Source organism: Proteus sp. G2669 (assembly GCF_009915245.1).
Lineage (GTDB): Bacteria > Pseudomonadota > Gammaproteobacteria > Enterobacterales > Enterobacteriaceae > Proteus.
Genome location: NZ_JAABLX010000012.1, coordinates 87945 through 114019 on the forward strand (window position 1 = coordinate 87945; position 26075 = coordinate 114019).

The following is a 26075-nucleotide window of genomic DNA, read 5'->3' on the forward strand; positions in this document are numbered from 1 at the left end:
GCTTTTTATATTGCAAATAACAAATAAGAATAGATGTTATTTATTTAGATAAAGTTTGAGCAAGCAAGATAATACTCTTTTCAATTTCATTTGGATTATGAGCAGCATATCCTAATAAAACACCTTTCTTTGGATATATTTGAATACAGTAACGCGCCAAAGGCTGTATGGCTAATCCTATTTCTCGCGCTTTTTTAACGACATATTCTTCTGTATAACCTGATTTTAGCCAGCAGACAATATGGATGCCCGAATCCGTGGGCTCAACATGAAAAACATGAGATAAATGTGTTTTTATAGCATTAGTTAACACTTGATAACGTTCATAGCAGGTTTTTCTTATTCTTCTTACATGGCGGGCGTAATGCCCTTGAGACATAAATAGCGCTAATGTTGCTTGTTCTAGAAAACCTGAATGTGAATCGGTGTAGTATTTAGCGACTTTAAAGGCTTCGATTAAGGCTTGAGGTACGACTAAAAAACCTAAACGAAATCCGGGATACATCATTTTTGAAAATGTTCCAGCATAGATAACTCGCTGATATTTATCTAACCCTTGTAGGGATTGGATAGGTTTAGTGTGATAGCGAAACTCATTGTTATAGTCATCTTCAAAGATCCATACATTATTGGATGATGCCCACTCTAACAACGCAATACGGCGTGAAAGTGAGAGCGTATTGCCCAAAGGGAATTGATGAGAAGGTGTGGTAAAAACAAGTTTTGCTTCAGGGCACTGCGCTATTCCTTGAGAAATATCCATTCCATCAATATCTGAACTTATTGGATGTGGTTTTATACCATAAGAAGTGAAGATACCCCGTGCACTGTCATAACCAGGATCATCTAGCCAAATGGTATCTCCCTCTTGTAATAGTACTCTAGTGGTGAGATTTATCGCTTGCTGCGTACCATTTACAATAATGATTTGCTCAGGCTGACAAGAGAGCCCTCGAGTTGATTGAACATATTGGCATATCATCTCTTTTAAAGGAGTGTAGCCTGTTGGCGAATTAAATGTTGCGAGTGCTTTTTTTGATTGTCGCCAAACTCGCCCTAATAATCTTCCCCAAAGTTCATGAGGAAAAAGATCCACACAGCCAACGCCAACATGAAATATAGGACTGCTATTGATATTGGGTTGTGACTGTTGCCAAAAAGCGTGTGCTTTTTGCATATTGGGGTTTAGTGTTTCTAATGGGTTTTTGATGTGTGATGAAGAAATAGAGCGGATGGTTTTGGCCCACTTATCCGAAATAATGGCATCTGGGATTGTATTTGCAACAAAAGTTCCTGCACCACGACGAGTAAATAAATAACCTTCATCAATTAAACGTTCAAAGCCTGCAATAACAGAGTTACGAGAAATCGACATCATTTCGGCTAATGTGCGACTTGATGGTAGACGGCTACCTGATGTTAAGCGCCCATCTAAAATCGCCTTTCTAATCGCGTGATAAACCTGAGAACCAATGGGTCCTTCTTCTAAAACAAGATTAGGGAAATACGCAGTTTTTTTCTGTTTCATAAAGTGGATCCTATAAAAACACAAAAAGTGTACCTTATTGAGAACCAAAATTAAACGTACCATGACCACGATTAAAGGCAGGTGATACTTTTTTATAGCATTGATGAAAGTAGAAGGAAGTGAAGAGATGAGCACAACACCAATAACTGTTTCAATCCAGTTTGTTGAGCAAGAGCATTATGCTCAATGGTTGCCACATTGGTTAAGTTATCAAGCATTTTATAAAGTTGAGTTATCAGAAGAGATAACATTAAAAACATGGGCACGTTTTTTTGATGAAAAAGAACCTGTTTATTGTGCCGTAGCAATGGAAGGTGAAAAGGTATTGGGTTTTGTTCATTATCTTTTTCATCGTTCAACATGGGCTGAAAGTGATTTTTGTTATTTAGAAGATTTATTTGTTTCACCAGATACACGTGGTCGCCATGTAGGTAAGCAACTTATTGAGTTTGTTCATCAACAAGCAAAACAGCGTGATTGTGCTCGTCTATATTGGCATACACAGGAAACTAATTTACGTGGTCAGCGCTTATATAATTGGGTAGCAGAAAAACCGGGGGTGATTGAATACCGTATGGCGCTATAAAAGAATGTTAGATAGGACAGGCCGGGTATAAAAGAGATGGCGATATTTACCATCTCTTTTCTGAGTTAGGGTTATTTATTTGATTTTGGGTTAATTAAACTCTTGTTGGCAATAAAACTCATTGCCAACTTTTTTTGCTTCTTCACAAGCCTGTTTCATTAATTCATCTGCTTTTTGCTTGTTAGGCTCAATAATATGATATTGGGCAGAGAACATAAAAGAAGCCATTGCTTGAGCGAATCCTTCAAAAGTCATTTCATTAGCTTTTGCAAACCACATATTCGCTTTTTCAGTATCTACAGGCACATTGCCAACCCCACTATAAAGAACACCTAACCAAATCGGAGCGTAAACAAGCTCTGGTTGATGAATCGCTGCGACTTCTTCTAATAATACAATCGCTTTTTTGTGATCTGTTTCTCCAGATAATGGCGCAATAAGAGCTGTTGCTAAACTTATTTTTCCTCTTATGCTTCCTTTATTTACTGCGAGAGTAGCTAATTTTTTTGCTTCGATATAATTATTTTTAAAATAAGGGTCGGCATTAAATAAGTAAATATCAGCAAGCAGTGCGTAGGCATCGGCATAATCATTTTTTATTGCTTCATTTGCCCACAATTGTGCATTAAGAAGGTTTTTTTCTACACCGGCTCCCATCGAATACATTTCAGCTAATTGATATTGAGCTTGTGCATTATGGTTTAGTGCTTCTTTGCGAGTATCTTCAAATTTTCTTTTATCTTGCTCTTCAAAATTAGCATGTAAAGAAAACGAGCAAACAAGAGTAAGTAGGCTGATAAGAGTCGAAATATATTTAATAAATGTCATGTAGAGTACCGTTTGTAATGATTTTGAAAATCTTACCAATAATAATGGTATAAAAGCAGTTAATTTCTTCGACTTAATCATATGAATAATATTGGGAGAGCCAAAATGGCTATTGATCTTAGCAATCTAGTGACTGAAAGTAGGAATCATGACAGTGAGAATATCGATACGCTTTCAACGTTGGATATGCTAAGTGTCATTAATAATGAAGATAAAAAAGTACCATTAGCCGTCGAAAAAACGTTACCTGAGATTGTTCAATTAGTTGATAAAGTTGCGACCGCTTTTTCTCAAGGTGGTCGTCTTATTTATTGTGGCGCTGGTACGTCGGGGCGATTAGGGATTTTAGATGCCAGTGAATGCCCGCCAACCTACGGTACTCCTCATGAAATGGTGGTTGGTTTAATTGCGGGTGGGCATAAAGCGATTTTACAAGCTGTCGAGAATGCAGAAGATAATGCGCAATTGGGTGAAGAGGATTTACGCCAACTTAATTTTAATGAGCAAGATATCTTAGTGGGTATTGCGGCAAGTGGTAGAACGCCTTATGTGATGGGCGCTTTACAGTATGCAAAATCACTCGGGGCAATAACGGGAGCGATTAGTTGTAATCCTGAAAGCCCGATTGCCAAACTTGCTGATATTGCTATTACACCAGTTGTGGGTGCTGAAGTGATAACCGGATCATCACGTATGAAAGCGGGTACAGCACAAAAACTTATCTTAAATATGATAACCACAGGTGCGATGATAAAGATTGGCAAGGTATTTGGTAATTTAATGGTGGATGTTGAAGCGACCAATGCCAAATTGGTTGAACGCCAAATTCGTATTGTGATGCAAGCAACCGAGTGTGAAAGAACTATCGCTGAAGAAGCGTTATCACAATGTCATCGTCATTGTAAAACGGCAATTTTAATGATCCTAGCAAATGTAGATGCACCGCAAGCCACACAGATGCTTAATCAAAACAAAGGATTTATTAGAAAGGCATTGGGTGAGTGATTTTCATTTATTAAATAGAGAGTTAAATTTTATTCTTGATTAAAGCCAGCAAATACAAGGTATCTACTGGCTTGGTGATGGGTTGTAAACAGCTAAGAAATCTTACTAATTATTTTTCAATGTGTTATATGGAATGTGTTTTTTAAGCTCTCTTTTCTCCAGAATCCGAAAACTGTTAAAAGTCACATTTAGGATATTGAGGTTCGTTTTAGTACAAAACAGGCATTATTATCTTTGGTATATGTGTTTGTATTTTTTCTATTTTCTTGAAACTGAGTAGCATCTGAGCCTGATTGTTTCCATGTTGGCCAGTCAGACACAGTTTTACTTGCTTCAGTGAGGTATTCGAATAAATCTGGCTGATTATCTATTGACATTTTAATTTCTCCGTAACGATTTTGTTTAAACTGTCTGCTGCTTTGAGTTCTTTTTCAATATAAGAAGAAGGTAGCATTTGTATGCGGAGTCTACCATTTTTTCTTTCCCACCTTACAGCTGTTCCATCACTCTCTTTTCTTATTACTTTATAACCAGTTCCTAAATTTATTGAAAAAAGATTGAAAAAACATCTTGGTCCAACACCAACAAAAGGTTCAAATATAACTTTTGTTGAGTTCTCGGTATTTTTACTATTTTCCGAGGACTCAATAGAGTCTTTATGAAATAATAAAGCTTTACTTTTAGGATAAGGTTCTATATAGAAAACTTTCTCAATGCCACTTGCTACGATGTGTTTTGCACAATTATGACAAGGGAATGTTGTACAGTAAAGTGTTGTTTTATATGTATTTATCTCACTTCTTGCACACGATAATATGGCTTCCATTTCAGCATGTACTACTCTACCATATTCGGTGATATCTTTTATTTTACTATTCTGTAGAGTTTTAAGTACTAGATCTGATATTTTTTCTTTATGTTTTTTAAATATTTTATCGTTTGTTTTATCAATCTGTTCAGATAGTTTATTTATTATATCTGCAATAATGTTTTTTTTCTCATCCGCATTAGAATCATACCCTATAGTATAATCCCTCCCACCATCAATATCTTGTATTTTATCATTAATGATTTCAGGCCAATATAAACCTCCACCAAAAGAAGGTATATCGTTAGCACCGGTAGTCAATATCATTTTATTTTTTGTTAAAACGGCTCCAACTTGACGAGAGAGATCAGCAGATCTTAATGATGCAGAATAAGCCATCGACATTGCGTATTCATCAAAGGTTGGGCTTATATTAGGTTTTCCAAAAATCAAGTCAAAAAAACGCCAAAGGTGGTTGGTCACTCTATCGTAATTATTTCCATGATTAATAAAAAAATCGGCAAGTTCATATGTGTCTCTAGTATGTTGTCCCCATTTATCACCCTCATGTGCATCTCTTTTGATCAACTCATTAGCTTCTTTTTCAGAAACAGATTTATGGTTAATAAGAAAATCTCTTCTTCTATCTTCATCAGAGTAAACTCCAATTAAATAAAATCCATTAGTATATATATCTCTTAATAAGTTAACCTCATCAGGATGTTTTAATGAATGAATAATATAAGCTTTTCTAGGCTTTGGTTTTGGAAGTCCTGATATTTCTTTTTCTCGATTACTACTGATTATGGCTGATGCTGCCATGGAAAGAATGGCATTATTTTTACTTTTTTCTCTAAGTTCATTTCCAGCAGTCATTAAATTATTTATATTTTTATAGTTTTCATCACATTTTTTTGTCGAATTTAATTTATTTATTATGTCTGAAGATATCCTTATTTCCATGACATCATAAGAGTATGTTAAAAACATCTCTTTAATAGAACTCTTTATTTGATCAAGGTTTGTGCCAATAGCTCCAACCAAACCAATAATAACCTCTGGATCATTATCCTGACCTTTGATTAACTCCGCACTTTTTATTTCCATTTTAATTATTACCTTAAATTTTGATACTATTTTATGATTTTTTTATCTCTTTATGAAGATAAAAAAATAAAATATGTTTAATGTGTCACATGGAAATTTAATAATATTGATTATGTTAAATTGATCTAGTTAATTATTTTAAAATAAAAATATTATTATAGTATCCTACTGGCTTCTAAATATAGAATCTAATAAAGACATTTAATGTTATAATTATATTAATTAGTTATTTATAAAAAAATAAATTGAAAACATTTCATGAATAAAGCATGTATCTATAATGTAAGTTATTATTTTGTTATTAAATAAATTTATTATATTTTCCTAATCTCTATTATCCTTGATTTAATTTTTTATTCATAAGATTATGTGCAATTGTGACTCACTCTGCAATCCTCTGATAACAAAAAAGCCAGCAAATACAAGGTATCTACTGGCTTAATGATGGCTTGGTGATGGGTTGTAAACAGCTAAGAAATCTTACTCAATGTTTTGGATCTGCTCGCGCATTTGTTCAATTAAAACTTTTAATTCAATGGCTGAATTAGTGACTTCTGTATTAATTGATTTTGAGGCTAACGTATTAGATTCACGGTTAAATTCTTGCATCATAAAATCAAGACGACGACCTACCGCTTCCTTTTTCACAAGAATTTTGCGTGTTTCTTTAACGTGAGCTTCTAATCTATCAAGCTCTTCAGCAACATCTAAACGTTGCGCTAACATCACTAACTCTTGCTCTAAGCGATTATTATCAATTTGAACTAGAGCTTCTTCTAATTTGTTGGTTAAGCGTTCACGTTGCCATTGTAAAACTTCTGGCATTTGTGCTCTTACCTTAACAACTTCTTCGCAAACGGCATCTAAACGCTGTTCGATAAGTACTTTTAGTGATTGCCCTTCAGCTTCACGGCTTGCAATAAATGCGTCAATTGCTAAATCTAATTCAGCTAAAAGCTCAGTACCAATGGCATCTAAATCTTGCTCTTGTGCTGAGATAACACCTGGCCAACGTAAAATATCAAATGGGCTGATAGTGCCTTCATGGCTGTGGCTTTTTACCCAGTTGGCAGAAACAATCAGTTGTTTTGCCAAATTTTCATCAAGATTAAGTTCACCTTGAAAACGAGCGTTAAGATCAAAGCGTAAATTACATTCAATTTTACCACGGGTTAAGCGATTACGTAGACGTTCACGAATAACGGGTTCTAAACTACGTAATTGCTCAGGTAAACGAATATAAGTTTCAAGGTAACGTTGGTTTACGGAACGCAGTTCCCATGCAGCGCTACCCCAGTCTTTTTTGATGTCTCGGCGAGCAAAAGCGGTCATGCTACGGATCATAATAGGGTCTCAATAGTGTAAAAGATGATACGATTATAACCCTAGGCATCGATACAGGATAGGCATAAGCCATTTTAGGTCGTATAATGCGCCCCCAATATGTCAGAGAAAGCGGAGATAACACCATGCGTCCAGCAGACAGACAAGCAGACCAAGTACGTCCTATTACCATAACTCGCCATTATACAAAACATGCTGAAGGTTCTGTATTAGTTGAGTTTGGTGATACTAAAGTCTTGTGTAACGCCACTGTAGAAGACGGTGTACCACGTTTTCTTAAAGGACAAGGGCAAGGATGGGTGACCGCAGAATACGGTATGCTGCCTCGTGCAACCAATAGCCGTAATGCACGCGAAGCGGCTCGCGGTAAACAAACCGGCCGCACTATGGAAATTCAGCGTTTAATTGCTCGTTCATTACGTGCAGCGGTTGATTTAAAAGCATTGGGTGAATATACCATCACTGTTGATTGTGATGTTATTCAAGCTGATGGTGGTACACGTACTGCGTCTATCTCTGGTGCTTGCGTAGCATTAGTTGATGCATTAAATAAAATGGTTGAAGAAGGTAAGCTGAAAAAAAGCCCCCTAAAATCAATGGTAGCCGCAGTTTCTGTGGGTATTGTTGATGGTGAACCATTATGCGATCTTGAATATGTTGAAGATTCTGCAGCAGAAACTGATATGAATGTGGTGATGATTGATGATGGTCGTATGATTGAAGTTCAAGGTACGGCAGAAGGCGCCCCATTTAGCCATGAAGAATTACTTGCTTTACTCGCCCTAGCGAAGGGGGGATTAGAGAAGATATTTGAAGCGCAAAAAGAGGCGCTTAAGCAATAGATTTTATATTTAAGGCGACTGAGAAGTCGCCTTTTTTATGCCTAAAATTTGTCATCAAGTAACGTAGAGAGGAGAAAAAAATGAAAGCCTACCAACGCCGCTTTATCGAACTAGCATTAGCAAAAAATGTGCTGAAATTTGGTGAGTTCACACTAAAATCAGGACGAGTGAGTCCTTACTTTTTTAATGCCGGTTTATTTAATACAGGGCGTGATTTGGCTTTACTGGGGCAATTCTATGCGCAAACATTATTAGATAATAATGTGCCTTGTGACGTGTTGTTTGGGCCTGCTTATAAAGGTATCCCCATTGCAACTACAACGGCAGTCGCATTAGTTGAACATCATGATATTGATATTCCTTATTGCTTTAATCGTAAGGAAGCGAAAGATCATGGTGAAGGGGGAACATTAGTAGGAAGTCCTTTAAAAGGTGATGTTGTGATTGTTGATGATGTTATCACAGCAGGTACAGCTATTCGTGAATCAATGGAAATTATTAAACAGCATGATGCAACGCTTTCTGCTGTGTTATTAAGCTTGGATAGACAAGAGAAAGGGCGAGAAGAACTTTCTGCAATACAAGAGTTAAAACGTGACTATCAATGCCAAGTGTATTCGATTATTACTCTAGATGATTTAATTAACTACCTAAGTGAGAGTGAAACGTTATCTGAGCATTTACCTGCAGTTAAAGCTTATCGTGAGCGCTATGGCGTTAATTAATAAAGTTAAAATACGATAAATAAATGGTTGATTATAGGTAAAAAAAAGCCCTCGCCCAATAATGGGCGGGGTGAGTAGTACAATGAATCTTCTGTGATAATTACCACAGATATTGAAATATAAAAAGGACTTTTACAGCAGGGGCAAAGCGATTCGCTAATGCCACAATGTAGGAATTGCACAAATGCCATTCCTGATAAATACATTGAGGTACTTATGTACCAGAGGACGCATGTTAACACAAATAAGAAAAAAACGGCATATATGTCAATTTCAAATTCTTGAGTTAAATCACGAGTCCATCATTTCATTGTAATTGTGCCAATATTAATGGCCAGCGAGCTTCAAATTCCAGGGTCGGTTGATAACGAAATTCAGTACGCACAAAACGCGCTAACATACCTTCACAAAAAGCGAGTAGTTGTGAAGCAAGTAAGGCTTCATCATGTAAAAATGCACTACCTTCACGAATTTTTCGCTCTTTGATAACTTGTCGAAGCTGAACTTCAATACGCTCATAAAGTTGATTTATGCGGCCTTGTAATCTGTCTTGCTCAAACATCAAAGCATGACCCGTTAAAATACGGGATAGCCCTGGATTTTTTTCAGCAAAACCGAGGATCAAGATGAGAATTAAGCGAATTCTGGCTATTGTTTCTTTTTCATCTTTTAAGATCAAATTAATACGAGAAACTAAGCTATCTTCGATAAACTCAATCAAACTATCAAACATTTTTGTCTTACTTGGGAAATGTCGATAGAGTGCCGCTTCAGATACGCCGACAGTTGCAGCTAGTTTTGCCGTTGTAATGCGTTGGCTACCATCACTTGACTCTAACATTTGAGCAAGTGATTGTAAGATTTCATCCCGTCTATTTCTTTTCTTTTTGGTTTCTTTTTCTTCTGCCATGACTGATAAGGCCCCTGCTAAAAGCAAAACAAATCAGTAAACCTTTGCACTCAAATTTTAAGTGCAAAGGGAGTGATATCGTCATTGATATAATTAATGCAAGACGTCGTTATTATTGGCGGCCGGAGTGACCAAAGCCACCGCTACCACGTTCCGTTGCGGTAAAATCTTCAACAATATTAAATTCAGCTTGAACGACAGGTACGATAACCATCTGAGCAATACGCTCGCCTGGTTCGATGGTGAACGCCTTCTGCCCACGATTCCAAACTGACACCATCAATTGACCTTGGTAGTCAGAATCAATCAGTCCAACTAAGTTACCTAATACAACACCGTGTTTATGGCCCAAGCCTGAACGAGGAAGCACCATTGCTGCTAAACCTTCATCGGCAATATGTACAGCGAGACCTGTCGGTAATAATTCAGTTTGCCCTGGTTCAAGTACCAATGGTGCATCAAGGCAAGCACGTAAATCTAAACCAGCAGAGCCTGTTGTGGCATAAGCAGGAAGTGGATATTCTTGACCAATACGAGCATCAAGAATTTTAACATCAATTTTTTTCATCATAGTGTTTGGCTATCTCGTCAAGTAGGCGATGGCTAAGTTGTGCTTTACTACTGTGTGGTAAACGCGTTTCTCCATTAGCCCAAATAAGGTGTAATGCATTGTTGTCACTGTTAAAGCCTTGATTTTCTAATGAAACATCATTGGCACAGATTAAATCGAGCTGTTTCTGTTCTCGTTTTTTGCGGGCATATTCTTCCACATTCTGGGTTTCGGCTGCAAATCCAACAACAAAAGGACGGTGCTCAATCATTTTTCCGACACTGGCGACAATATCGGGGTTTTTTACCATAGTGATGGTGACTTCATCACCTTGTTTTTTAATTTTTTCAGTCGCAATAAGTTTAGCGCGATAATCTGCAACGGCTGCACAACCAATAAAAATATCTTGTGAAGGCGCTAGCATCATCACTTGTTCATACATGTCTTGTGCGCTTTCAACGTCGATACGTTTAACACAAGCGGGTGTCGGTAATGTGACAGGGCCTGCGATAAGTGTGACATCAGCTCCACGTAGTGCGGCTGCTTGTGCAATTGCAAAGCCCATTTTTCCAGAGCTATGGTTGCTGATAAAACGTACCGGATCTAGCGCTTCACGAGTAGGCCCTGCGGTGATTGTAATTTTTTTACCCGCCAAATCTTGTTGCTGTAAAGTAAGTTGTTTTTCAGCTAATGCGACGAGCTCTAAAGGATCGAGCATTCGTCCCGGCCCTACATCACCACAAGCTTGACTACCAGAGTCAGGCCCCCAAATTAAACAGCCACGTTGCTCTAAAGCGGATAAATTTTCTTGTGTAATTGTGGCTCTGTACATTTGCTGGTTCATTGCTGGAGCAATGGCAATCGGTGCGCTACTCGCTAAACAGAGTGTGGTGAGTAAATCATTTGCCATACCCACTCGCAAACGTGCAATAAGATCGGCAGTAGCGGGTGCAAGTAGAATTAAATCAGCCCATTTGCCTAATTCAATATGCCCCATAGCGGCTTCTGCTGCAGGATCAAGTAAGTCATCTGCTACAGGGAAGCCAGAAACGGCTTGTAATGATAATGGTGTGACAAAAGCATGTGCCGCAGGTGTCATTACAACACGGACAATAGCACCTTTATCACGTAAACGGCGGACAAGTTCAGGTGCTTTATAGGCCGCAATACCACCACTAATACCAAGAATAATCTTTTTGTTGTGAAGTGTAGTCATGATGAAATGCCTAAGTACATAAATAATTGTCCGCAATTTTACCACAAGGTATCCGTGAATTCGGAATTCTATGTAACTTCATGTTTTATTGATTAAATTTTTGTGGGTCATCTCGCACAATTTTGATATGTGTCTTTTTCATACAATATAAGCAGTTTATAGTAAATTGACTGTATAAAACAACAGTTGTTTTATGATTGGCGTTTTATGATGTGCAATGAAAAAACAATAATGCGATTAATGTAAATAAAATCAATTACTAACCCTAAAACCTTTACTTAATAAGGAGCCCAAGGATGGAAAATCAATCGGTTAGTGCGCTTTTACCCAGAGAGAAATTGTTACTTTATGGCGTGGGATCCCTTTCGGATATTGAGTTACTTGCGCTTTTTTTACGTACCGGCACTTATGAAAAATCTGTATTAGAATTGGCGGCTTTTTTACTTAAAGAGTGTGGTTCTCTTTATCATGTTATTAATGCTGATTATGAAACGTTAGGGCGCTTTAAAGGTGTAGGGATCGGTAAATTTACCCAGCTACAAGCGATTAATGAGATGGCACAGCGCTTTTCCACAACACAATTTATGTATAAAAATGTATTATCTTCTTCAGAAGATACAAAGCATTACTTACAAAAATTATTGCATTGGCGAGACAGAGAAGTGTTTGTGGTACTGTTTCTTGATAATCAAAATCAATTGATTGCATTTGAAGAGATGTTTAAAGGTACAATTAATCGAGTAGAAGTTCATCCCAGAGAAATTGTTCGTCAATCAATAAAAAAGAATGCAACATCTATTATTCTTGCTCATAATCACCCTTCTGGTATTTGCGAACCAAGTCTCGCAGATAAAGAAATAACAGAAAAAATTTTTGCTGCTTGTCAATTAGTGGGCGTAAATGTACTGGATCACCTTGTGATAGGGCATGATAATTGTGTTTCTTTCGCAGAACGAGGTTGGTTGTAGCAAATATTTTTGTAATTATTGTCAATCTTTATTTGTACGGGTCTTGAGCGTTGAGGCCATTGGGCGTATACTACGCCACCTTTGAGGATCTTGGGTTTGGCGAGAAGAGCCTATCTCAGCAAGTTTTTTCTGAGGTGTTTACACAGTTTTTCAATCGTTAAAAGTTGCTGAGATGGGCTCCAAAGCCTGACGAGGCGGTCAAACCTGATATTAAAGCTCGAGCTGATTAGATTTTTGGAGAATAGACATGTCCCGAGTCTGCCAAGTTACCGGCAAGCGTCCTGTGAGTGGAAACAACCGCTCTCACGCATTAAACGCGACTAAACGCCGTTTTCTGCCAAACCTGCACTCTCACCGTTTCTGGGTTGAGTCTGAGAAACGTTTCGTAACTCTGCGTGTATCTGCTAAAGGTATGCGTGTGATTGATAAGAAAGGCATCGAATCTGTATTAGCAGATTTACGTGCCCGTGGTGAGAAGTTCTAAGGAGCTGAAAAATGGCTAAAGGTATTCGCGAGAAAATTAAACTCGTCTCTTCTGCTGGTACAGGTCACTTCTATACCACTACGAAGAACAAACGCACTATGCCAGAAAAACTGGAAATGAAAAAATTCGATCCAGTTGTTCGTCAACATGTGCTTTATAAAGAAGCTAAAATTAAATAATTTTAGTTTTCTTAAAAAACCCGACCTTAGTGTCGGGTTTTTTGTTATCTGAAGCCTGCTAAGTATAACAAAGTAAAGCTATTGTGATCTTCGCTCGCTCTTTAGTTATACTGTGGCTCTTTTTGAATCATCAGGTGAATGGATTGCGGATGAGTAAGTCAGTGTTATCAATATTACATACAGAATCATCTTGTGGGTGGGGTGGTCAGGAAATTCGTATACTGACAGAAGCTCAAGGCATGATCCATAGAGGGCATAAAGTTGCACTGGTGTGCTGCCCAACATCTAAAATTGCTAAAGCAGCACCTGATTATGGCATTGATGTTTTTACATTACCTATTGAAAAAAAACGTCTCTCTGCATTAAAAGCACTCCGTCAGTGGCTGAAATTACATCATCAACAATTTGATGTTATTAATACTCACAGCTCTACCGATGCATGGCTAGTAGCTGTTTCTTGTGCCACATTACGCCATTCACCCGTTGTTGTCCGAACTCGTCATGTTTCTACTGATGTTTCTCGTTCACTACCTACTCGCTGGCTCTATCTTTCATCTAGTGCCCATGTTGTGACAACAGGTGAGAAATTACGTCATACACTGCATCAACATAATCGATTTCCGTTAGAAAAAATGACATCAGTACCTACTGGTATTGATTTGCAACGTTTTTTTCCACAGGATAAACAGCATGCCAGAGCGAAAATAGGTATCCCTAATAAACCAACATTAGGGATAGTGGCGACTATGCGAGTGTGGAAAGGGCATAAATATTTAGTTGAAGCATGGAAATCATTACATCAGCAGTTTCCCGATTGGCAATTAATTTTTGTCGGTGATGGACCTCAGCGTAAAAATTTAGAGCCAATGGTTGAAAATGCGGGATTAGCGCAAAGTATTTTCTTTTTAGGTAATCGTAATGATGTGCCTGATTGTTTAAATGCAATGGATCTCTTTGCATTACCTTCTTTTGGTAATGAAGGTGTACCTCAAGGCATTATGCAAGCAATGGCTTGTGGTTTACCTGTTGTTTCTACAACGGTGGGAGCTATTAGCGAAGCTGTTATTGATGGTAAAACGGGTTTTACATTGGCGCCGCAAGAACAAGAAGCACTAACAAGCCATTTAGCTAAATTAATGGGCTCAGAACAATTACGTGAACAGATGGGAAAAGCCGCGCTTGAACATGCTGTTTCACGATTTGGCTTGGATAATATGCTAGATAAGATGGAAAGGATCTTTATTCAGGCAATTAACGATAAAAATAAATCAGTATGATTAATGTTGATAATAAAGTCGTGAAACGATTATCTCTACTCATCATACTTTAAGTTGTCGTATGGTTGACTACATTTATTCGTACTAGGTACACCTTGAATGACTTAGAGTCTCTATTATAACTTAGTGTATTCATCTTATTGATGAATATTTGTAATACTTTTTAGTGTATAGTCTGAGAAGTAAATGTATCATTTAAGCCAAATAAAAAGCATATGGATCCAAATAATATATTGGTTATAGCGATAGCCCGTTTCGGTGATACATTACTTATCACACCGGTTATCCATGCATTAAAACAGCGTTGGCCTAATGCTCATATTCATGTGCTTGCACATAAACGTAGTGCATGCATTCTTGAGCATAATCCTGATATTGATTGTATTAGACATTTTTCTAAAAAAAGAGCTATTTGGGCAGGCTGGTTACCTCATAAGCCTTATGATTTAGCGCTAGTATATGGCAATGATAGTGAGTTGGTGAACTATGCACGTCGTCAATCTCACCATACTGTGGCTTTTTCTGATAAGTCGCAACAGCAAACTGATGTGACTTGGGTTGAACGTCCCAAATTGCCGATGGTTGCACAAAAAGAACGTGCCTTATTAATTAATGTGTTAGGGATTTATCCGAGTTGTTGGCAGTTACGTTACTTTATCAGTGATGAAGAAGCGAGTTTTGCACAACAATTTTTAAAAGATAATTCATTAATTAATAAGAATATTATTGGTTTTCAATTACAGAGCTTTCCGGCTAAGGCCTATAGAGATTGGCCGGTGGAAAATTTTCTACAATTAGCAAAGCAGATAATTTCCCATGACGCGAGTACGTATTTCTTGCTATTAGGTAGTAAGGAAAGTGAACAACTCTCCATTGATTTAGCTAAAAAAATGGGTGAAGAGCGCTGTTTAGCCTTAGCTGGTCGAGTTTCAATGCGACAAAATGCGGCAATTATGGCAAATTTATCGCTTTATGTAGGGGTAGATACAGGGCCTACACATTTAGCAGGGGCTTTAGATATCCCAATGGTGGCGTTATACCATAGCTATCACCCAGGATGCTATTTAGCGCCATTACAACATTCTTGTTGTCAGGTTATCCAACACCCAACCTCGTTGGAAAATGCTCGTCGCGAAGACAATATGGCTGAAATATCAGTTGAAGAAGTGTGGAATGCAGTGCGTAATATCATTGATGGAATGAAGGTGAAAAAGTAATTCATGAAGATCGGTATAATTGATGTCACAATCACCATGTCTTATGGCGGGATCCAAGCAGCGGTTTGGGAACTGGCTAAGCAATTGCATGATGCTGGTCATGAAGTTCATCTTTATGGTGGCAATGGCGATATTCGACACAATCTGGCAGGACGCCAAATACAGGTTCACACTTACCCTTATACCCCAAGAGATAAAGTGATTGATCTTGGTGGGCGTTTTCGTCGTATTGTTGAGCGTTATACTTTTGCGCGACATGCCAAAAAAGAGGTGATCAGCCAACATTTTGATTGGGTGATTTTAACGAAGCCTTTTGATTTTTTTTGGCCTTCTATGATGCCTAAATCATCATCAACTCGCTTTTGTTATATGAGTGGGGGAACCAGTTTTTTTAAAGGTGATCGCAGGTTAGGTAAAAAGATTTCAGCATGGGTTGCATGTAGCCATTTTAATGCTTGGCAAATCCAACATCATTTTAAGCAGTTTCCAAACGTGATTTATAATGGTGTGGATATTGAAAAGTTTAAACCTATGACCACGTCATTGCGTGAGCAATTAGGGATCAATGAGTCTACTTTTTTACTCTCATTTGCAGGACGGTTAGTGGGTTGGAAGGGCTTGAGTGTCGCAATTGATGCCATCGAGCAGTTAAAAGGTGAAGATGTTAAACTTCTGATTATCGGTGCTGGTGATGATCTTGAACGATTAAAAAAGAAAGCAATTTCTAAAGGCATTGCAGAACAAGTTATTTTTCATCAACCTGTCGAACATAACGTATTACCAGAATTTTATGCAGCAAGTGACGCAGGTATTTTTCCGAGTACAGGAGATGAAGCTTTCGGTATTACGATTGCAGAAGCGATGGCGTGTGCAAAACCTGTTATTGCAAGCCATATCGGGGGTATTCCTGAGGTGGTAGGTAATGAAGGTACCGCTGGGGTTCTCGTCGCACCAGGTAATGCCGATGAAATTGTGATGGCGATTAATCATCTGCGCACATTACCAGATAGAGGTAAAAGCATGGGAGAGCTGGCTCGTCTACGCATTGAATCACGTTATACTTGGCAACACTCTGCGCAACGTTTATTGCAGGCATTGGCGTCATAATTATGAAAATTGCCTATCTTGATCCTTATCCAGTGCCTGACTTACGTGTGGCTTCATTACAAATTTTACAAAATGTGGATGCATTTGCTCGAGCCGGTGCTCAAGTGACATTAGTCACACCTAAAGGGCAATATCGAGATAGTGATATATTAGGTCGTTCAATTCATACTAATGCGAGTTTAGTTTCTTTAAGAGATATTCGCCGTAAATGGTATTTTCCATTTAATTCACAAAAACTTTTCTCATTACAGATCACTCGTTGGGTAAAGCAAAATAACGTTGATGCGTTGTTTACCCGTAATTTAAAACTAGCTTGTTATCTTTGTGAAAATTATCCAGAAATTCCTCTCTTTTTTGAAAGCCATGAAATTTTCGCTCAATCTTTTGCAGAGTCTCATTCATTTGAGAAAAAAAAGAATCGTGCTAAATATCATAAGCTATTAAAAATGGAGAAATTAGTTTACAGCCGAGCGACGGGTATTTTTGTTCTTACTTCATTGTTAAGAGATGATATTGTTTCGCAGTATCAAGTTACTACGCCAATAACAGTGGTTCCTGATGGAGTTGATTTACATGCTGTGGCTGATTATCAGGTCAAGCCGCTAATTTCTGAGAAAAACTTTACTGAGGTATTGTATTTAGGGAGTTTGCATAAATGGAAAGGCATTCCAACCATGATGCGAGCAATGAAATATCTTGATAATGCACGACTTAATATTGCGGGTGGTACACCAGAACAGATTGAAGGATTAACTTTATTAGCTCAAGAAATGGATGTAAAAGATAAAGTGAATTTCTTGGGATTTATTGATCCCAAAAAACGCTTTGAAGCAATTGGTCAACACGATATCTGTGTACTTCCGCTTACATTAACTAGCATTGGAAGTCGTTACACTTCACCTCTTAAGTTATTTGAATATATGGCGATGGAAAAACCTGTAGTAATTTCAGATTTTCCTTCAATTCGTGATGTTGTGGATGAGAAAGCGGTGAGTTTCGCCGATAGTGGTGATGCGCAGAGTTTTGCAAAACAGATAATACAGCTAAGAGAAAACCCGCAACGAGCTAAAGAAAAAACAACTCATGCCCGCTCTCTAGTTGAAAACTATTACAACTGGGATAAGCGGGCAGAGACTATATTAAAAACAATAGAGAAGTTAATTAAGTAACCTATTGTTGTTTATCTGATGGTGAGACTGATTGATTATTGAGTAAGGCATGACGTAATGCTAGCATTAATCCTACCAAAATACCCACTTGATTGATATAGGCATTTTCAAATAACCCTCGCAATACATAGACTCCTAAAAATGACATCAGTAGCACCAAGGAGGCTTGACGAATAACCCCTTGGTTTTTTCTTATTAGTTGGATACCTTGGGCAATTATTGAAGAGCAAAAATAAAGAATACCAAATAGCCCTAAAACACCACCGGCAAACCAGAAAGCTAAAAAGATATTATGAGGACCAATGGATTTTTTAAATTTCCAATTAGGATAATCTTTAACTTTTTCATTATAGACGTTATGGTAAAGCTGATTACCATAGCCATAACCTTTTATGGGGTGTTCTAAAATAAGATCTAAAGCTGAGCCCTGAGTGCCATTGTTAAATCTATGACCACTATTTACGTTGGTTAATTTATACTGAAATTTTTTACTAAAAATTTGGTTAGTGAATATTTGTGTTGTATTAAAATACAAAAGAGTGCAAGAGATTAAACAAATTAGAAGTAAAAGTCTTTGACGGTTAATAATTAAGATAAGTAATGTACTAATCGCTAATGCGACCCAAGCACCTCGTGCTAAGGTACCCAATATAGTAAAAAGGAAAAATATACTTACAAGAATCAATAATAACCAATTAATAACGGAGTTATTTTTTTTTGTTGACCATAGAGATAATATTATTGGGAAGAAAAACAGGAGTGTGTAGGATATTTCTCTATGTTGTAACTGGCTTTGAGTCGTAAATGGTAAGATATTCCTTTGATACTCCAAGTAATACTGCACCAGTTCTTTTGCCATAATCACCAGCAACCCAATCGCAAAAGCCACCATCACCATCTTGGCAATATCAGCAGGTTTCTCTTTGTACAGCACAATTGGGAAGGTCACGGCAAAAAGTAGTAATCCATTGAGTATCGGCTTATTAATCTCTTTTATACTGATATTAGGCTCGACAGAAATTAGTATGGAATAACCAATTACCAGCAATAAAAATAGCAGTGAAAATGACAGATTATTTTTAAATATTTTACCGATAGCCTTAAAATCACGCACCAGATACCACAGTGCCGTTGCACCGATTAATCCCATTACAATATTTTTATAACGGGTGATATCCGGTAAGTAGATCAATATAATGTAAAGCCCGATAATGGATAAATTCCAAAGGGATTTTTTACTATAGTCTTTAAACAACATCATAATAATCTGCTATCGTCCTTTCTACTTTTAGGGAAACTGATCATACAATAAAAATGATGTTATCGCTGTATCTCTTATCTGATAATAATGGAGCCACCTGTGCCTGAATTGCCAGAAGTTGAAACCAGTCGCCGAGGTATTGAACCTCACATTGTGGGCAATGTGTTGCACTATGCCATTGTGCGTAATAGTAAATTACGCTGGCCCGTTTCTGAAAAAATAAAAACCTTACTGGATGAGCCTATTTTAAGTGTGAAACGTCGCGCTAAATACCTATTAATAGAGCTTAATACAGGATGGATTATTATCCATTTAGGAATGTCAGGTAGTGTGCGTATTTTATTAGAGGAACAGCCTGAGGAAAAACACGATCATATCGATTTAATTTTTCGTGATGGCAAAGTATTGCGTTATACCGATCCACGACGCTTTGGTGCTTGGTTATGGTGTGAAGATTTGACAACCTGCTCAGTATTAGCTCATTTAGGGCCAGAGCCACTTTCTGATGAATTTAACGCCGAATACCTATATCAACAGTCGAAAAATAAAAAAACAGCTATCAAACCGTGGTTAATGGATAATAAATTAGTCGTTGGTGTCGGCAATATTTATGCTAACGAGGCGCTATTTTCATCGGGAATTATGCCTGATAGAAAAGCTAATAGCTTAACGCAAGAAGAGTGTACGGTGCTGGTGGCTGCGATTAAACGAGTATTGACGCGCTCCATTGAGCAAGGTGGCACAACACTTAAAGATTTTCTGCAGTCTGATGGTAAGCCTGGCTATTTTGCACAAGAGCTCTTTGTTTATGGGCGTAAAGACAAACCTTGCTTAATTTGTGGGCAACAGATTGAAAGTATAAAGCAAGGGCAACGTAGCACATTTTTCTGCCGACATTGCCAACATGGTGACAACGAGCGTTAAATTTTGCCGAGTTTTTTTAGCATTGCAGTGGTGACAACTTCAGGTAAAAACGTAGAAACATCCCCGTCATGGCGTGCCACATCTTTAATTAAAGATGAAGAGACAAAAGAAAGGTTTTGAGAGGGCAGTAAAAATACACTATCAAGATCAGGTGCAAAATGACGGTTCATATTCGCCAGTTGCCATTCATATTCAAAGTCAGAAACGCTACGTACACCACGAATTAAAATCGTTGCTTGTTGCTGTTTAGCAAAATTTGCCATTAGCTCACTAAAACCCACCACTTCAACATTCGGTAAATGATCTGTGACTTCTCTGGCTAAATTGACGCGTTCTTCTAAGGTAAACATCGGATTTTTACGGGCGCTATCCGCAATAGCCAATAAAACGGTATCAAACATGCCTGCCGCACGAGTTAAAATATCGATATGACCATAAGTGATAGGATCAAAGGTTCCGGGGTAGATAGCTTTATTTTTCATGATTTACAGTATTCTGGCTGAGTTCCCATAAAGAGGCGTATTTATTAAAGGTATACTGTGCATTAACAAATGCCAATATTAAACCTTGTTTTCCATCTAAAAACCCCATTCTTAACAACCAAGTCTTAAAAAAAGCACCTAATGTATGACCTAAGATAGCGCCATAACGGGTTCTTTTACCTTGTTGATAACGCTGTTTTGCCCATTCGGTGGCATATTTTAGCTGTTTTTGCTGAAACTCCATTAAATCACGGCAAGTTAGATGTAAAAGATCACCTTGCAATGTTTTGACTGTTGCGCCTTGAGTTTCTAACGATTCATGAACCAAATTATTGTTGTATTGATAATGTTCACGAGCATATAAACGTGTGACTTTATCGGGATACCAACCGCTGTGTTTCATAAACCGACCCATAAACAAGTTACGGCGAGCACAGTTATAAACCACATTTTCTTCAGGTTGTTGCAGTATCGCGAGGATACTGTTTTTTAGCTCAGGAGTGACACGTTCGTCACTATCGATCATAAAAATATAATCACCCGTGGCATATTGTTGTGCTAATTGACGCTGTTTACCAAATCCTGGCCACTCACTGTTGACAAAGACTTTCGCCCCTTTTTCTATTGCAATATGACAGGTGTCATCTTGACTTCCCGAATCTAACACAATGATTTCATCCGCCCATTGCACAGAGTCTAAGCATTCACCAATGACATCAGCAACATTTTTACTGATCATCACCACAGAAAGGCGCTTACTCTGGCTCATTAGTGACTCCGAGGGGGAAGATAGGGTGAAAGTAAGGTGAGTAAACGTAGTAATGCACCTTGATTTTCATGAAGCACTTCAACAGCATGGCGACCATAATAACGACGATAATCTTCATCGTTAAGTAATGAGGCAATAGCCGTCGCCATCGATTCACTGTCTGTAACAGTAATTAACCCTTCAGCTTGATCGAGTTTGGCACAGATATTTTTAAAATTAAAAGTATGAGGCCCCATAATAACTGGGATAGCATGAGCTGCAGCTTCTAAAGGATTATGACCACCACGCTCGACTAAACTTCCCCCCACAAAAGCCAGATCTGCAATGCCATAGAGCAACATCAGTTCACCCATGGTGTCGCCAATAACGACTTGAGTTTGTGCATCAGGAACAGCATCAGTACTGCGTAAGGTATACTTTAACCCCGCATCGCGTGTTAATTGTTCAGCTTTAGGAAAACGTTCTGGGTGTCGAGGAACTAAAATTAATAAAAGTTGTGGAAATTGTGTCAGAAGCTTTTTATGTGTCTCTAAAATAATGGTTTCTTCACCTTCATGCGTACTGGTTGCAATCCAAACAGGGCGGTGAGCTGCCCACTGGCGACGTAAAGCAACGGCTCTTGCGGCTAATTCAGGGGTAACAGAAATATCAAATTTTAGGCTACCTGTAACATGTAAATGTGAACGTTTAAGCCCTAATTCGATAAAACGCTCACCATCTTCTTGGTTTTGAGCTGCGATTAAGGTGATTTTTTGGAGCATTGTTTTGACAAAACTACCTAATTTTTGATAACCGGCAGCAGAGCGTTCTGATAAACGTGCATTGGCAATAATCAACGGAATTTTTCGTTGATGCAGTTTTGAAATCAGATTAGGCCACAATTCTGTTTCCATAATGATAACCAATTTGGGATCGACCGTTTTAAGAAAACGATTAACTGAGCCTGGTAAATCATAAGGAAGATAGACATGGTAAACATCATCACCAAACGCAGAACGCACACGCTCTGAACCTGTCGGAGTCATGGTAGTGACTGTTATAGGTAAATCAGGATAGTGATGGCGAAGGGCACGAACAAGCGGTACTGCGGCGAGAGTTTCACCCACAGAGACGGAATGCAATAATATCCCTTGAGGCACGACTTTGCCTTTGCAAAAGCCATAGCGCTCACTCCACCGTTTTCGGTAGGCGGGTGCTTTACGGCTGCGTAATAAAAGACGCAACCAAATCAGAGGTTGAATAAGGTAAAGAAGTACCTGATATAAACGCAACAACATGCTATCAAATTCACTTATCTGGACGAACGCTTATAGTATCACACTGTGTAGTAGAAAGTGTGTAAAAACAAACGTTGTGGCATTAAACAACGCGGTATAATGCTTTTTTATTAATTTTAACAGGCTTTATTCAGGAAACTTGATAGAATTTTTTTTATAATCAAATCACATTGCTAATTATTCAAGTCCATTTGGAATGTTATGAGTGAAAAAATGAAGTTAATACAAAGGATTCTTATTATTAAGTTACGACATCATGGTGATACTTTGTTGATTACTCCTGTTATTAATACATTAAAAGCTAACTTTCCAAATGCTGACGTTGATATCTTAATCAATAAAGAAACGATACCAATGATCGAGCATTTTTCCTCTATTCATCATATCTTTGTACTAGACAAAGCATGGAAAAATGAAGGGAAGCTGGCAAGGTTACGCCATGAATGGAAGTTAATAACCGATTTAAGAAATCAACAATATGATGTTGTTATAAACTTAGCTGATCAATGGAATAGCGCAATAATAACCCGTTTTACGGGGGCTAAAATTCGTGTTGGATATGATATTTATAAACGTCAAAGCCCTATTTGGAAAAAATGTTTTACCCATTTGATCCCGCTAGGCTCTGTAGATGAAAAACATATTGTTGAGCAAAATTTAGCGCTCTTGCAACCATTACAGTTACCTAAAATAGATACTCAAGTATCAATGGCGTACAGTGAACAAGATAAATATATTGTTACCGAAAAATTAAAAGTACATAAAGTATTGGGGAGTTATATTGTTATTCAACCTACATCTCGATGGTTTTTTAAATGTTGGGATGAAAATAAATGGTCGAAATTAATTGATGCTTTAGAACAAGAAGGAAATCAAATTGTTTTAACATCTGGCCCCGACCCAAGAGAGCAAGAGATGGTTGAAACTATAATTAAAGGGTGTACTTCAAATAGTGTGGTTTCATTATCAGGACAACTCTCTTTACCGCAACTTGCTGCGTTAATTGATCATGCTCGTTTATTTATTGGGGTTGATTCCGTTCCCATGCATATGGCCGCAGCACTTAAAACCCCCCTTATTGCACTCTTTGGGCCTTCAAAATTATTTCATTGGTCACCATGGGAACATATTGGCGAAGTGTTATGGGCGGGAAATTATGGTGAACTCCCCGATCCTGATGATGTCAATACCAACACACAAACGCGTTATCTCAGTTTAATACCTGTCGAAGATGTACTGAATGCCGTAAGGGGACAACTAAAATGAATTCATTCCGATTGGCTATAGTGCGTCAAAAATACCGACCTGATGGAGGCGCTGAACGATTTGTTTCTCGAGCACTTGAAGCATTAGATAATCAAGCTGTAGAACTTAATGTGATCACGCGTTCATGGATTGGTGCAGTACAACCTCAGTGGCATATTCATATTGTCAACCCAATGAAATGGGGGCGAATTAGCCGTGAAAAAGGCTTTGCTCGAGCAGCAAGACAGTGTTGGCAAAAAGAAAAGTTCGATTTAGTACAAAGCCATGAACGTATCGCTGGATGCGATATTTATCGTGCAGGAGATGGTGTTCATCACCGCTGGTTATTACAGCGTTCGCGTATTTTAAGCCCATTACGTAGTCAATTATTGCTTAATAGTTGTTATCACCGCTATGTAATGAAGGCTGAAAAAGAGATGTATCATTCACCAGAACTAAAACGCGTTATATGTAATTCAGAGATGGTAAAACGTGAAGTGATGGAAGACTTTGGAATTGAAAGTGAGCGCATTAGTGTAATTTATAATGCGATTGATAATCAGCGATTTTTTCCAGCAACAACACTTTATCGTGAGCAATTACGCCAGCAATACCATATTCCTGTTGAAGCAAAATGTTTTATTTATGTGGGTTCTGGGTTTGAACGTAAAGGCTTAAAAGCGGCTATAGAAGCAATCAGTTGTACAAGTGCACATTTGATTGTGGTTGGACAAGATAAAGAGCAGAAAAAATATCAGCAACTTGCTCATCAATTAAAAAGTCATGATCGAGTTCATTTTTTAGGTGTGCAAAAAGACACCTTACCTTTATATCAAATGGCAGATGGTTTATTGTTACCAACTTTATATGATCCTTTTCCTAATGTTGTTTTAGAAGCAATGGCATGTGGTTTACCAGTGATCACTAGTTATACTTGCGGTGGCTCTGAATTTATTGAGCAAGGTGTTAACGGTTTTGTCACTGATGCACTAGATATTTCGGCAATGGTCAGTGCAATAGAGACAATTTCTGCCGATAATCTTGATAATAGAATGTCTAAAGCCGCCCGAAATAAGATATTGCCTTATACGCCAGAGCATTTATCTCAACAACTGATTGGGCTTTACCAAAAGGTTCTTAGTTTATGAAGGAACATATCCTTTTTATTATTGATGGATTACCAGGTGGTGGTGCTGAAAATGTCACTATCAGGTTATGTCATGGTTTAAGCCAACGTGGTTATACCGTTACGTTACTCTCTTTAGCTGAAAAATGTGATTATTCTATTCCCGCTAATATTGAATTATTGATTGATGCAGATAGTTACCGTGGGTTGTTTCATCGACAAACTGAACTGAAACGTCGGGCAAAATCAATGGATAATACGCTAAAATCGTTATTTGCACGTAAAGGTATTCCATCACTTGTTGTTTCGAATTTGCATAAGACAGATAGGATTGTTGCTTTATCTAAAGAGCTGGCAGATAAAAATACGTGGTATTGCATTCATGGTATATTTTCCCAATCTTATTTAGGTAATAAAACCGGTTTTTCTCGTTGGTTAAAACAAAAGAAGATCCAAAAAGTATATCAAGGGAAAAATATTATTACGGTTTCCAATGCGGCTGGGCAGGATTTGATCCAAAACGTGGGGATATCACCACAACAATTAAAAACAATTTATAATCCGTTTGATATTCAAGAAATTAGAAATTTAGCTTTAGAAAGTAATTCTTATCAAGGGCAAGATTATTTACTACATATTGGTCGTTTTCATGAAGTTAAACGACATGACAGATTATTAGAAGCATTTGCGTTAGCGGATTTACCTTGTAAATTATTTATTGCAGGACAAGGCTCTTCTGAAGTGACAACTAAAATTAAAAATAAAATAGCAGAGCTTAATTTAGAAGATAAGGTGAGTTTAATTGGTTTTTTATCAAACCCATTTGCTGTTATTAATGATGCAAAAGCGGTTGTTTTAAGCTCTGACAGTGAAGGTTTAGGCAATGTATTGGTTGAATCTTTGATTTGTAATACACCGATTGTGAGTACCAATTGTCCTGGTGGCATTGGTGAAATTATGGAAGGTGAGCTTGCTAATTATAAAGCAGAACTAAATGCAGCATCGTTAGCAGAAAAGATGCGATTGGTTTATTTTACGCCGCCTGAAATTACACCAGAAATGTACCAAAAATTTGATATTGATGAAGTGATTGATCAGTACATATCACTTATTAAGTAATAAAGTTATTTATTTCTAAAGA

Annotated in this window: 27 protein-coding genes; 15 read left to right on the plus strand and 12 right to left on the minus strand. The window is 37.7% G+C overall.

Annotated features, from left to right (window positions below; translation table 11 throughout):
- Positions 1–40 precede the first annotated feature (40 nt).
- Positions 41–1528 (minus strand): PLP-dependent aminotransferase family protein, encoded by a 1488-nt coding sequence (locus GWI68_RS02570; RefSeq protein ID WP_166539284.1) that lies wholly within the window; start codon positions 1526–1528, stop codon positions 41–43.
- A 127-nt stretch (positions 1529–1655) separates the two neighbouring features.
- On the opposite strand from GWI68_RS02570, the gene GWI68_RS02575 reads away from it, so the two are divergent.
- The gene (locus GWI68_RS02575; protein WP_109409873.1) at positions 1656–2114 is read left to right on the plus strand and encodes a GNAT family N-acetyltransferase; all 459 of its coding nucleotides are present in this window, start codon (positions 1656–1658) and stop codon (positions 2112–2114) included.
- Between the two features lie 90 nt (positions 2115–2204).
- Here GWI68_RS02575 and GWI68_RS02580 read toward each other — a convergent pair whose 3' ends face one another.
- The gene (locus GWI68_RS02580; RefSeq protein WP_166539285.1) at positions 2205–2942 is read right to left on the minus strand and encodes a tetratricopeptide repeat protein; all 738 of its coding nucleotides are present in this window, start codon (positions 2940–2942) and stop codon (positions 2205–2207) included.
- A gap of 105 nt (positions 2943–3047) precedes the next feature.
- Between GWI68_RS02580 and murQ the strand changes: the two genes are divergently transcribed.
- Positions 3048–3947 carry an N-acetylmuramic acid 6-phosphate etherase gene (murQ, locus tag GWI68_RS02585; RefSeq protein ID WP_166539286.1) on the plus strand — a complete coding sequence of 300 codons (900 nt, stop codon included), beginning with the start codon at positions 3048–3050 and terminating at the stop codon, positions 3945–3947.
- A 188-nt stretch (positions 3948–4135) separates the two neighbouring features.
- On the opposite strand, the gene GWI68_RS02590 is transcribed toward murQ, so the two are convergent.
- The 3 genes from GWI68_RS02590 to GWI68_RS02600 form a co-directional block, all read right to left on the minus strand.
- Positions 4136–4324 (minus strand): hypothetical protein, encoded by a 189-nt coding sequence (locus tag GWI68_RS02590; RefSeq protein WP_109409845.1) that lies wholly within the window; start codon positions 4322–4324, stop codon positions 4136–4138.
- The gene (locus GWI68_RS02595) at positions 4315–5862 is read right to left on the minus strand and encodes an anti-phage dCTP deaminase (protein WP_166539287.1); all 1548 of its coding nucleotides are present in this window, start codon (positions 5860–5862) and stop codon (positions 4315–4317) included. Before GWI68_RS02595 ends, GWI68_RS02590 begins: the two co-directional genes overlap by 10 nt.
- A gap of 480 nt (positions 5863–6342) precedes the next feature.
- Positions 6343–7206, minus strand: a complete 864-nt coding sequence (locus GWI68_RS02600) for a YicC/YloC family endoribonuclease (protein ID WP_166539288.1) — start codon at positions 7204–7206, stop codon at positions 6343–6345.
- Positions 7207–7331: 125 nt separating this feature from the next.
- Between GWI68_RS02600 and rph the strand changes: the two genes are divergently transcribed.
- Both rph and pyrE read left to right on the plus strand, forming a co-directional pair.
- On the plus strand, positions 7332–8048 hold the full coding sequence (rph, locus tag GWI68_RS02605; RefSeq protein ID WP_072070469.1) for a ribonuclease PH: 717 nt from the start codon (positions 7332–7334) through the stop codon (positions 8046–8048).
- Between the two features lie 80 nt (positions 8049–8128).
- A complete protein-coding gene (pyrE, locus tag GWI68_RS02610; RefSeq protein WP_166539289.1) occupies positions 8129–8773 on the plus strand; it encodes an orotate phosphoribosyltransferase in 645 nt (214 codons plus the stop codon).
- Between the two features lie 307 nt (positions 8774–9080).
- On the opposite strand, the gene slmA is transcribed toward pyrE, so the two are convergent.
- The 3 genes from slmA to coaBC form a co-directional block, all read right to left on the minus strand.
- Entirely contained in the window at positions 9081–9683 is a 603-nt protein-coding gene (gene slmA / locus GWI68_RS02615; protein WP_166539290.1) for a nucleoid occlusion factor SlmA, read from the minus strand.
- Positions 9684–9795: 112 nt separating this feature from the next.
- Positions 9796–10254, minus strand: a complete 459-nt coding sequence (gene dut / locus GWI68_RS02620; RefSeq protein WP_109409849.1) for a dUTP diphosphatase — start codon at positions 10252–10254, stop codon at positions 9796–9798.
- Positions 10238–11449: a bifunctional phosphopantothenoylcysteine decarboxylase/phosphopantothenate--cysteine ligase CoaBC gene (gene coaBC, locus GWI68_RS02625; RefSeq protein WP_166539291.1), complete on the minus strand. Its 1212-nt coding sequence runs from the start codon at positions 11447–11449 to the stop codon at positions 10238–10240. The genes dut and coaBC overlap by 17 nt, the downstream gene beginning before the upstream one ends.
- A 296-nt stretch (positions 11450–11745) precedes the next feature.
- On the opposite strand from coaBC, the gene radC reads away from it, so the two are divergent.
- The 7 genes from radC to GWI68_RS02665 all read left to right on the plus strand — a co-directional run bounded on the left by radC (position 11746) and on the right by GWI68_RS02665 (position 17850).
- The gene (radC, locus tag GWI68_RS02630; protein WP_166539292.1) at positions 11746–12417 is read left to right on the plus strand and encodes a DNA repair protein RadC; all 672 of its coding nucleotides are present in this window, start codon (positions 11746–11748) and stop codon (positions 12415–12417) included.
- A gap of 247 nt (positions 12418–12664) precedes the next feature.
- Positions 12665–12901: a 50S ribosomal protein L28 gene (gene rpmB / locus GWI68_RS02640; protein ID WP_036914542.1), complete on the plus strand. Its 237-nt coding sequence runs from the start codon at positions 12665–12667 to the stop codon at positions 12899–12901.
- An 11-nt stretch (positions 12902–12912) separates the two neighbouring features.
- Entirely contained in the window at positions 12913–13080 is a 168-nt protein-coding gene (gene rpmG, locus GWI68_RS02645; RefSeq protein WP_006534250.1) for a 50S ribosomal protein L33, read from the plus strand.
- Between the two features lie 149 nt (positions 13081–13229).
- Positions 13230–14357, plus strand: coding sequence for a glycosyltransferase family 4 protein (locus tag GWI68_RS02650; protein ID WP_166539293.1), 1128 nt, complete (start codon positions 13230–13232; stop codon positions 14355–14357).
- Positions 14358–14572: 215 nt separating this feature from the next.
- Complete coding sequence (locus GWI68_RS02655; RefSeq protein ID WP_166539294.1) at positions 14573–15574, plus strand: glycosyltransferase family 9 protein; 1002 nt, start codon at positions 14573–14575, stop codon at positions 15572–15574.
- A 3-nt stretch (positions 15575–15577) separates the two neighbouring features.
- Entirely contained in the window at positions 15578–16681 is a 1104-nt protein-coding gene (locus GWI68_RS02660; protein ID WP_166539295.1) for a glycosyltransferase family 4 protein, read from the plus strand.
- Positions 16681–17850 (plus strand): glycosyltransferase family 4 protein, encoded by a 1170-nt coding sequence (locus GWI68_RS02665; protein ID WP_347877516.1) that lies wholly within the window; start codon positions 16681–16683, stop codon positions 17848–17850. The genes GWI68_RS02660 and GWI68_RS02665 overlap by 1 nt, the downstream gene beginning before the upstream one ends.
- 1 nt (position 17851) lies before the next feature.
- Here the strand turns inward: GWI68_RS02665 and rfaL are convergent, their stop codons facing one another.
- Complete coding sequence (gene rfaL, locus GWI68_RS02670) at positions 17852–19111, minus strand: O-antigen ligase RfaL (protein ID WP_166539297.1); 1260 nt, start codon at positions 19109–19111, stop codon at positions 17852–17854.
- Positions 19112–19210: 99 nt separating this feature from the next.
- On the opposite strand from rfaL, the gene mutM reads away from it, so the two are divergent.
- Complete coding sequence (gene mutM / locus GWI68_RS02675) at positions 19211–20035, plus strand: bifunctional DNA-formamidopyrimidine glycosylase/DNA-(apurinic or apyrimidinic site) lyase (RefSeq protein ID WP_166539298.1); 825 nt, start codon at positions 19211–19213, stop codon at positions 20033–20035.
- On the opposite strand, the gene coaD is transcribed toward mutM, so the two are convergent.
- The 3 genes from coaD to waaA are packed head-to-tail and all read right to left on the minus strand — an operon-like array spanning position 20032 to position 22563.
- Positions 20032–20517, minus strand: a complete 486-nt coding sequence (gene coaD, locus GWI68_RS02680) for a pantetheine-phosphate adenylyltransferase (RefSeq protein WP_109409857.1) — start codon at positions 20515–20517, stop codon at positions 20032–20034. The two genes, mutM and coaD, sit on opposite strands and share 4 nt — an antisense overlap.
- Positions 20507–21286, minus strand: a complete 780-nt coding sequence (locus tag GWI68_RS02685) for a glycosyltransferase family 2 protein (protein ID WP_166539299.1) — start codon at positions 21284–21286, stop codon at positions 20507–20509. Before GWI68_RS02685 ends, coaD begins: the two co-directional genes overlap by 11 nt.
- Positions 21286–22563: a lipid IV(A) 3-deoxy-D-manno-octulosonic acid transferase gene (waaA, locus tag GWI68_RS02690; protein ID WP_166539300.1), complete on the minus strand. Its 1278-nt coding sequence runs from the start codon at positions 22561–22563 to the stop codon at positions 21286–21288. Before waaA ends, GWI68_RS02685 begins: the two co-directional genes overlap by 1 nt.
- Positions 22564–22764: 201 nt before the next feature.
- Here waaA and rfaQ point away from each other — a divergent pair, with 201 nt between their 5' ends.
- Genes rfaQ through GWI68_RS02705 form a run of 3 tightly spaced genes read left to right on the plus strand, consistent with a single transcriptional unit; the run spans position 22765 to position 26053 of the window.
- Positions 22765–23829 (plus strand): putative lipopolysaccharide heptosyltransferase III, encoded by a 1065-nt coding sequence (gene rfaQ / locus GWI68_RS02695; protein WP_166539301.1) that lies wholly within the window; start codon positions 22765–22767, stop codon positions 23827–23829.
- Complete coding sequence (locus GWI68_RS02700) at positions 23826–24956, plus strand: glycosyltransferase family 4 protein (RefSeq protein WP_166539302.1); 1131 nt, start codon at positions 23826–23828, stop codon at positions 24954–24956. The genes rfaQ and GWI68_RS02700 overlap by 4 nt, the downstream gene beginning before the upstream one ends.
- The gene (locus tag GWI68_RS02705; protein WP_166539303.1) at positions 24953–26053 is read left to right on the plus strand and encodes a glycosyltransferase; all 1101 of its coding nucleotides are present in this window, start codon (positions 24953–24955) and stop codon (positions 26051–26053) included. The genes GWI68_RS02700 and GWI68_RS02705 overlap by 4 nt, the downstream gene beginning before the upstream one ends.
- The last annotated feature ends 22 nt before the right edge of the window (positions 26054–26075 follow it).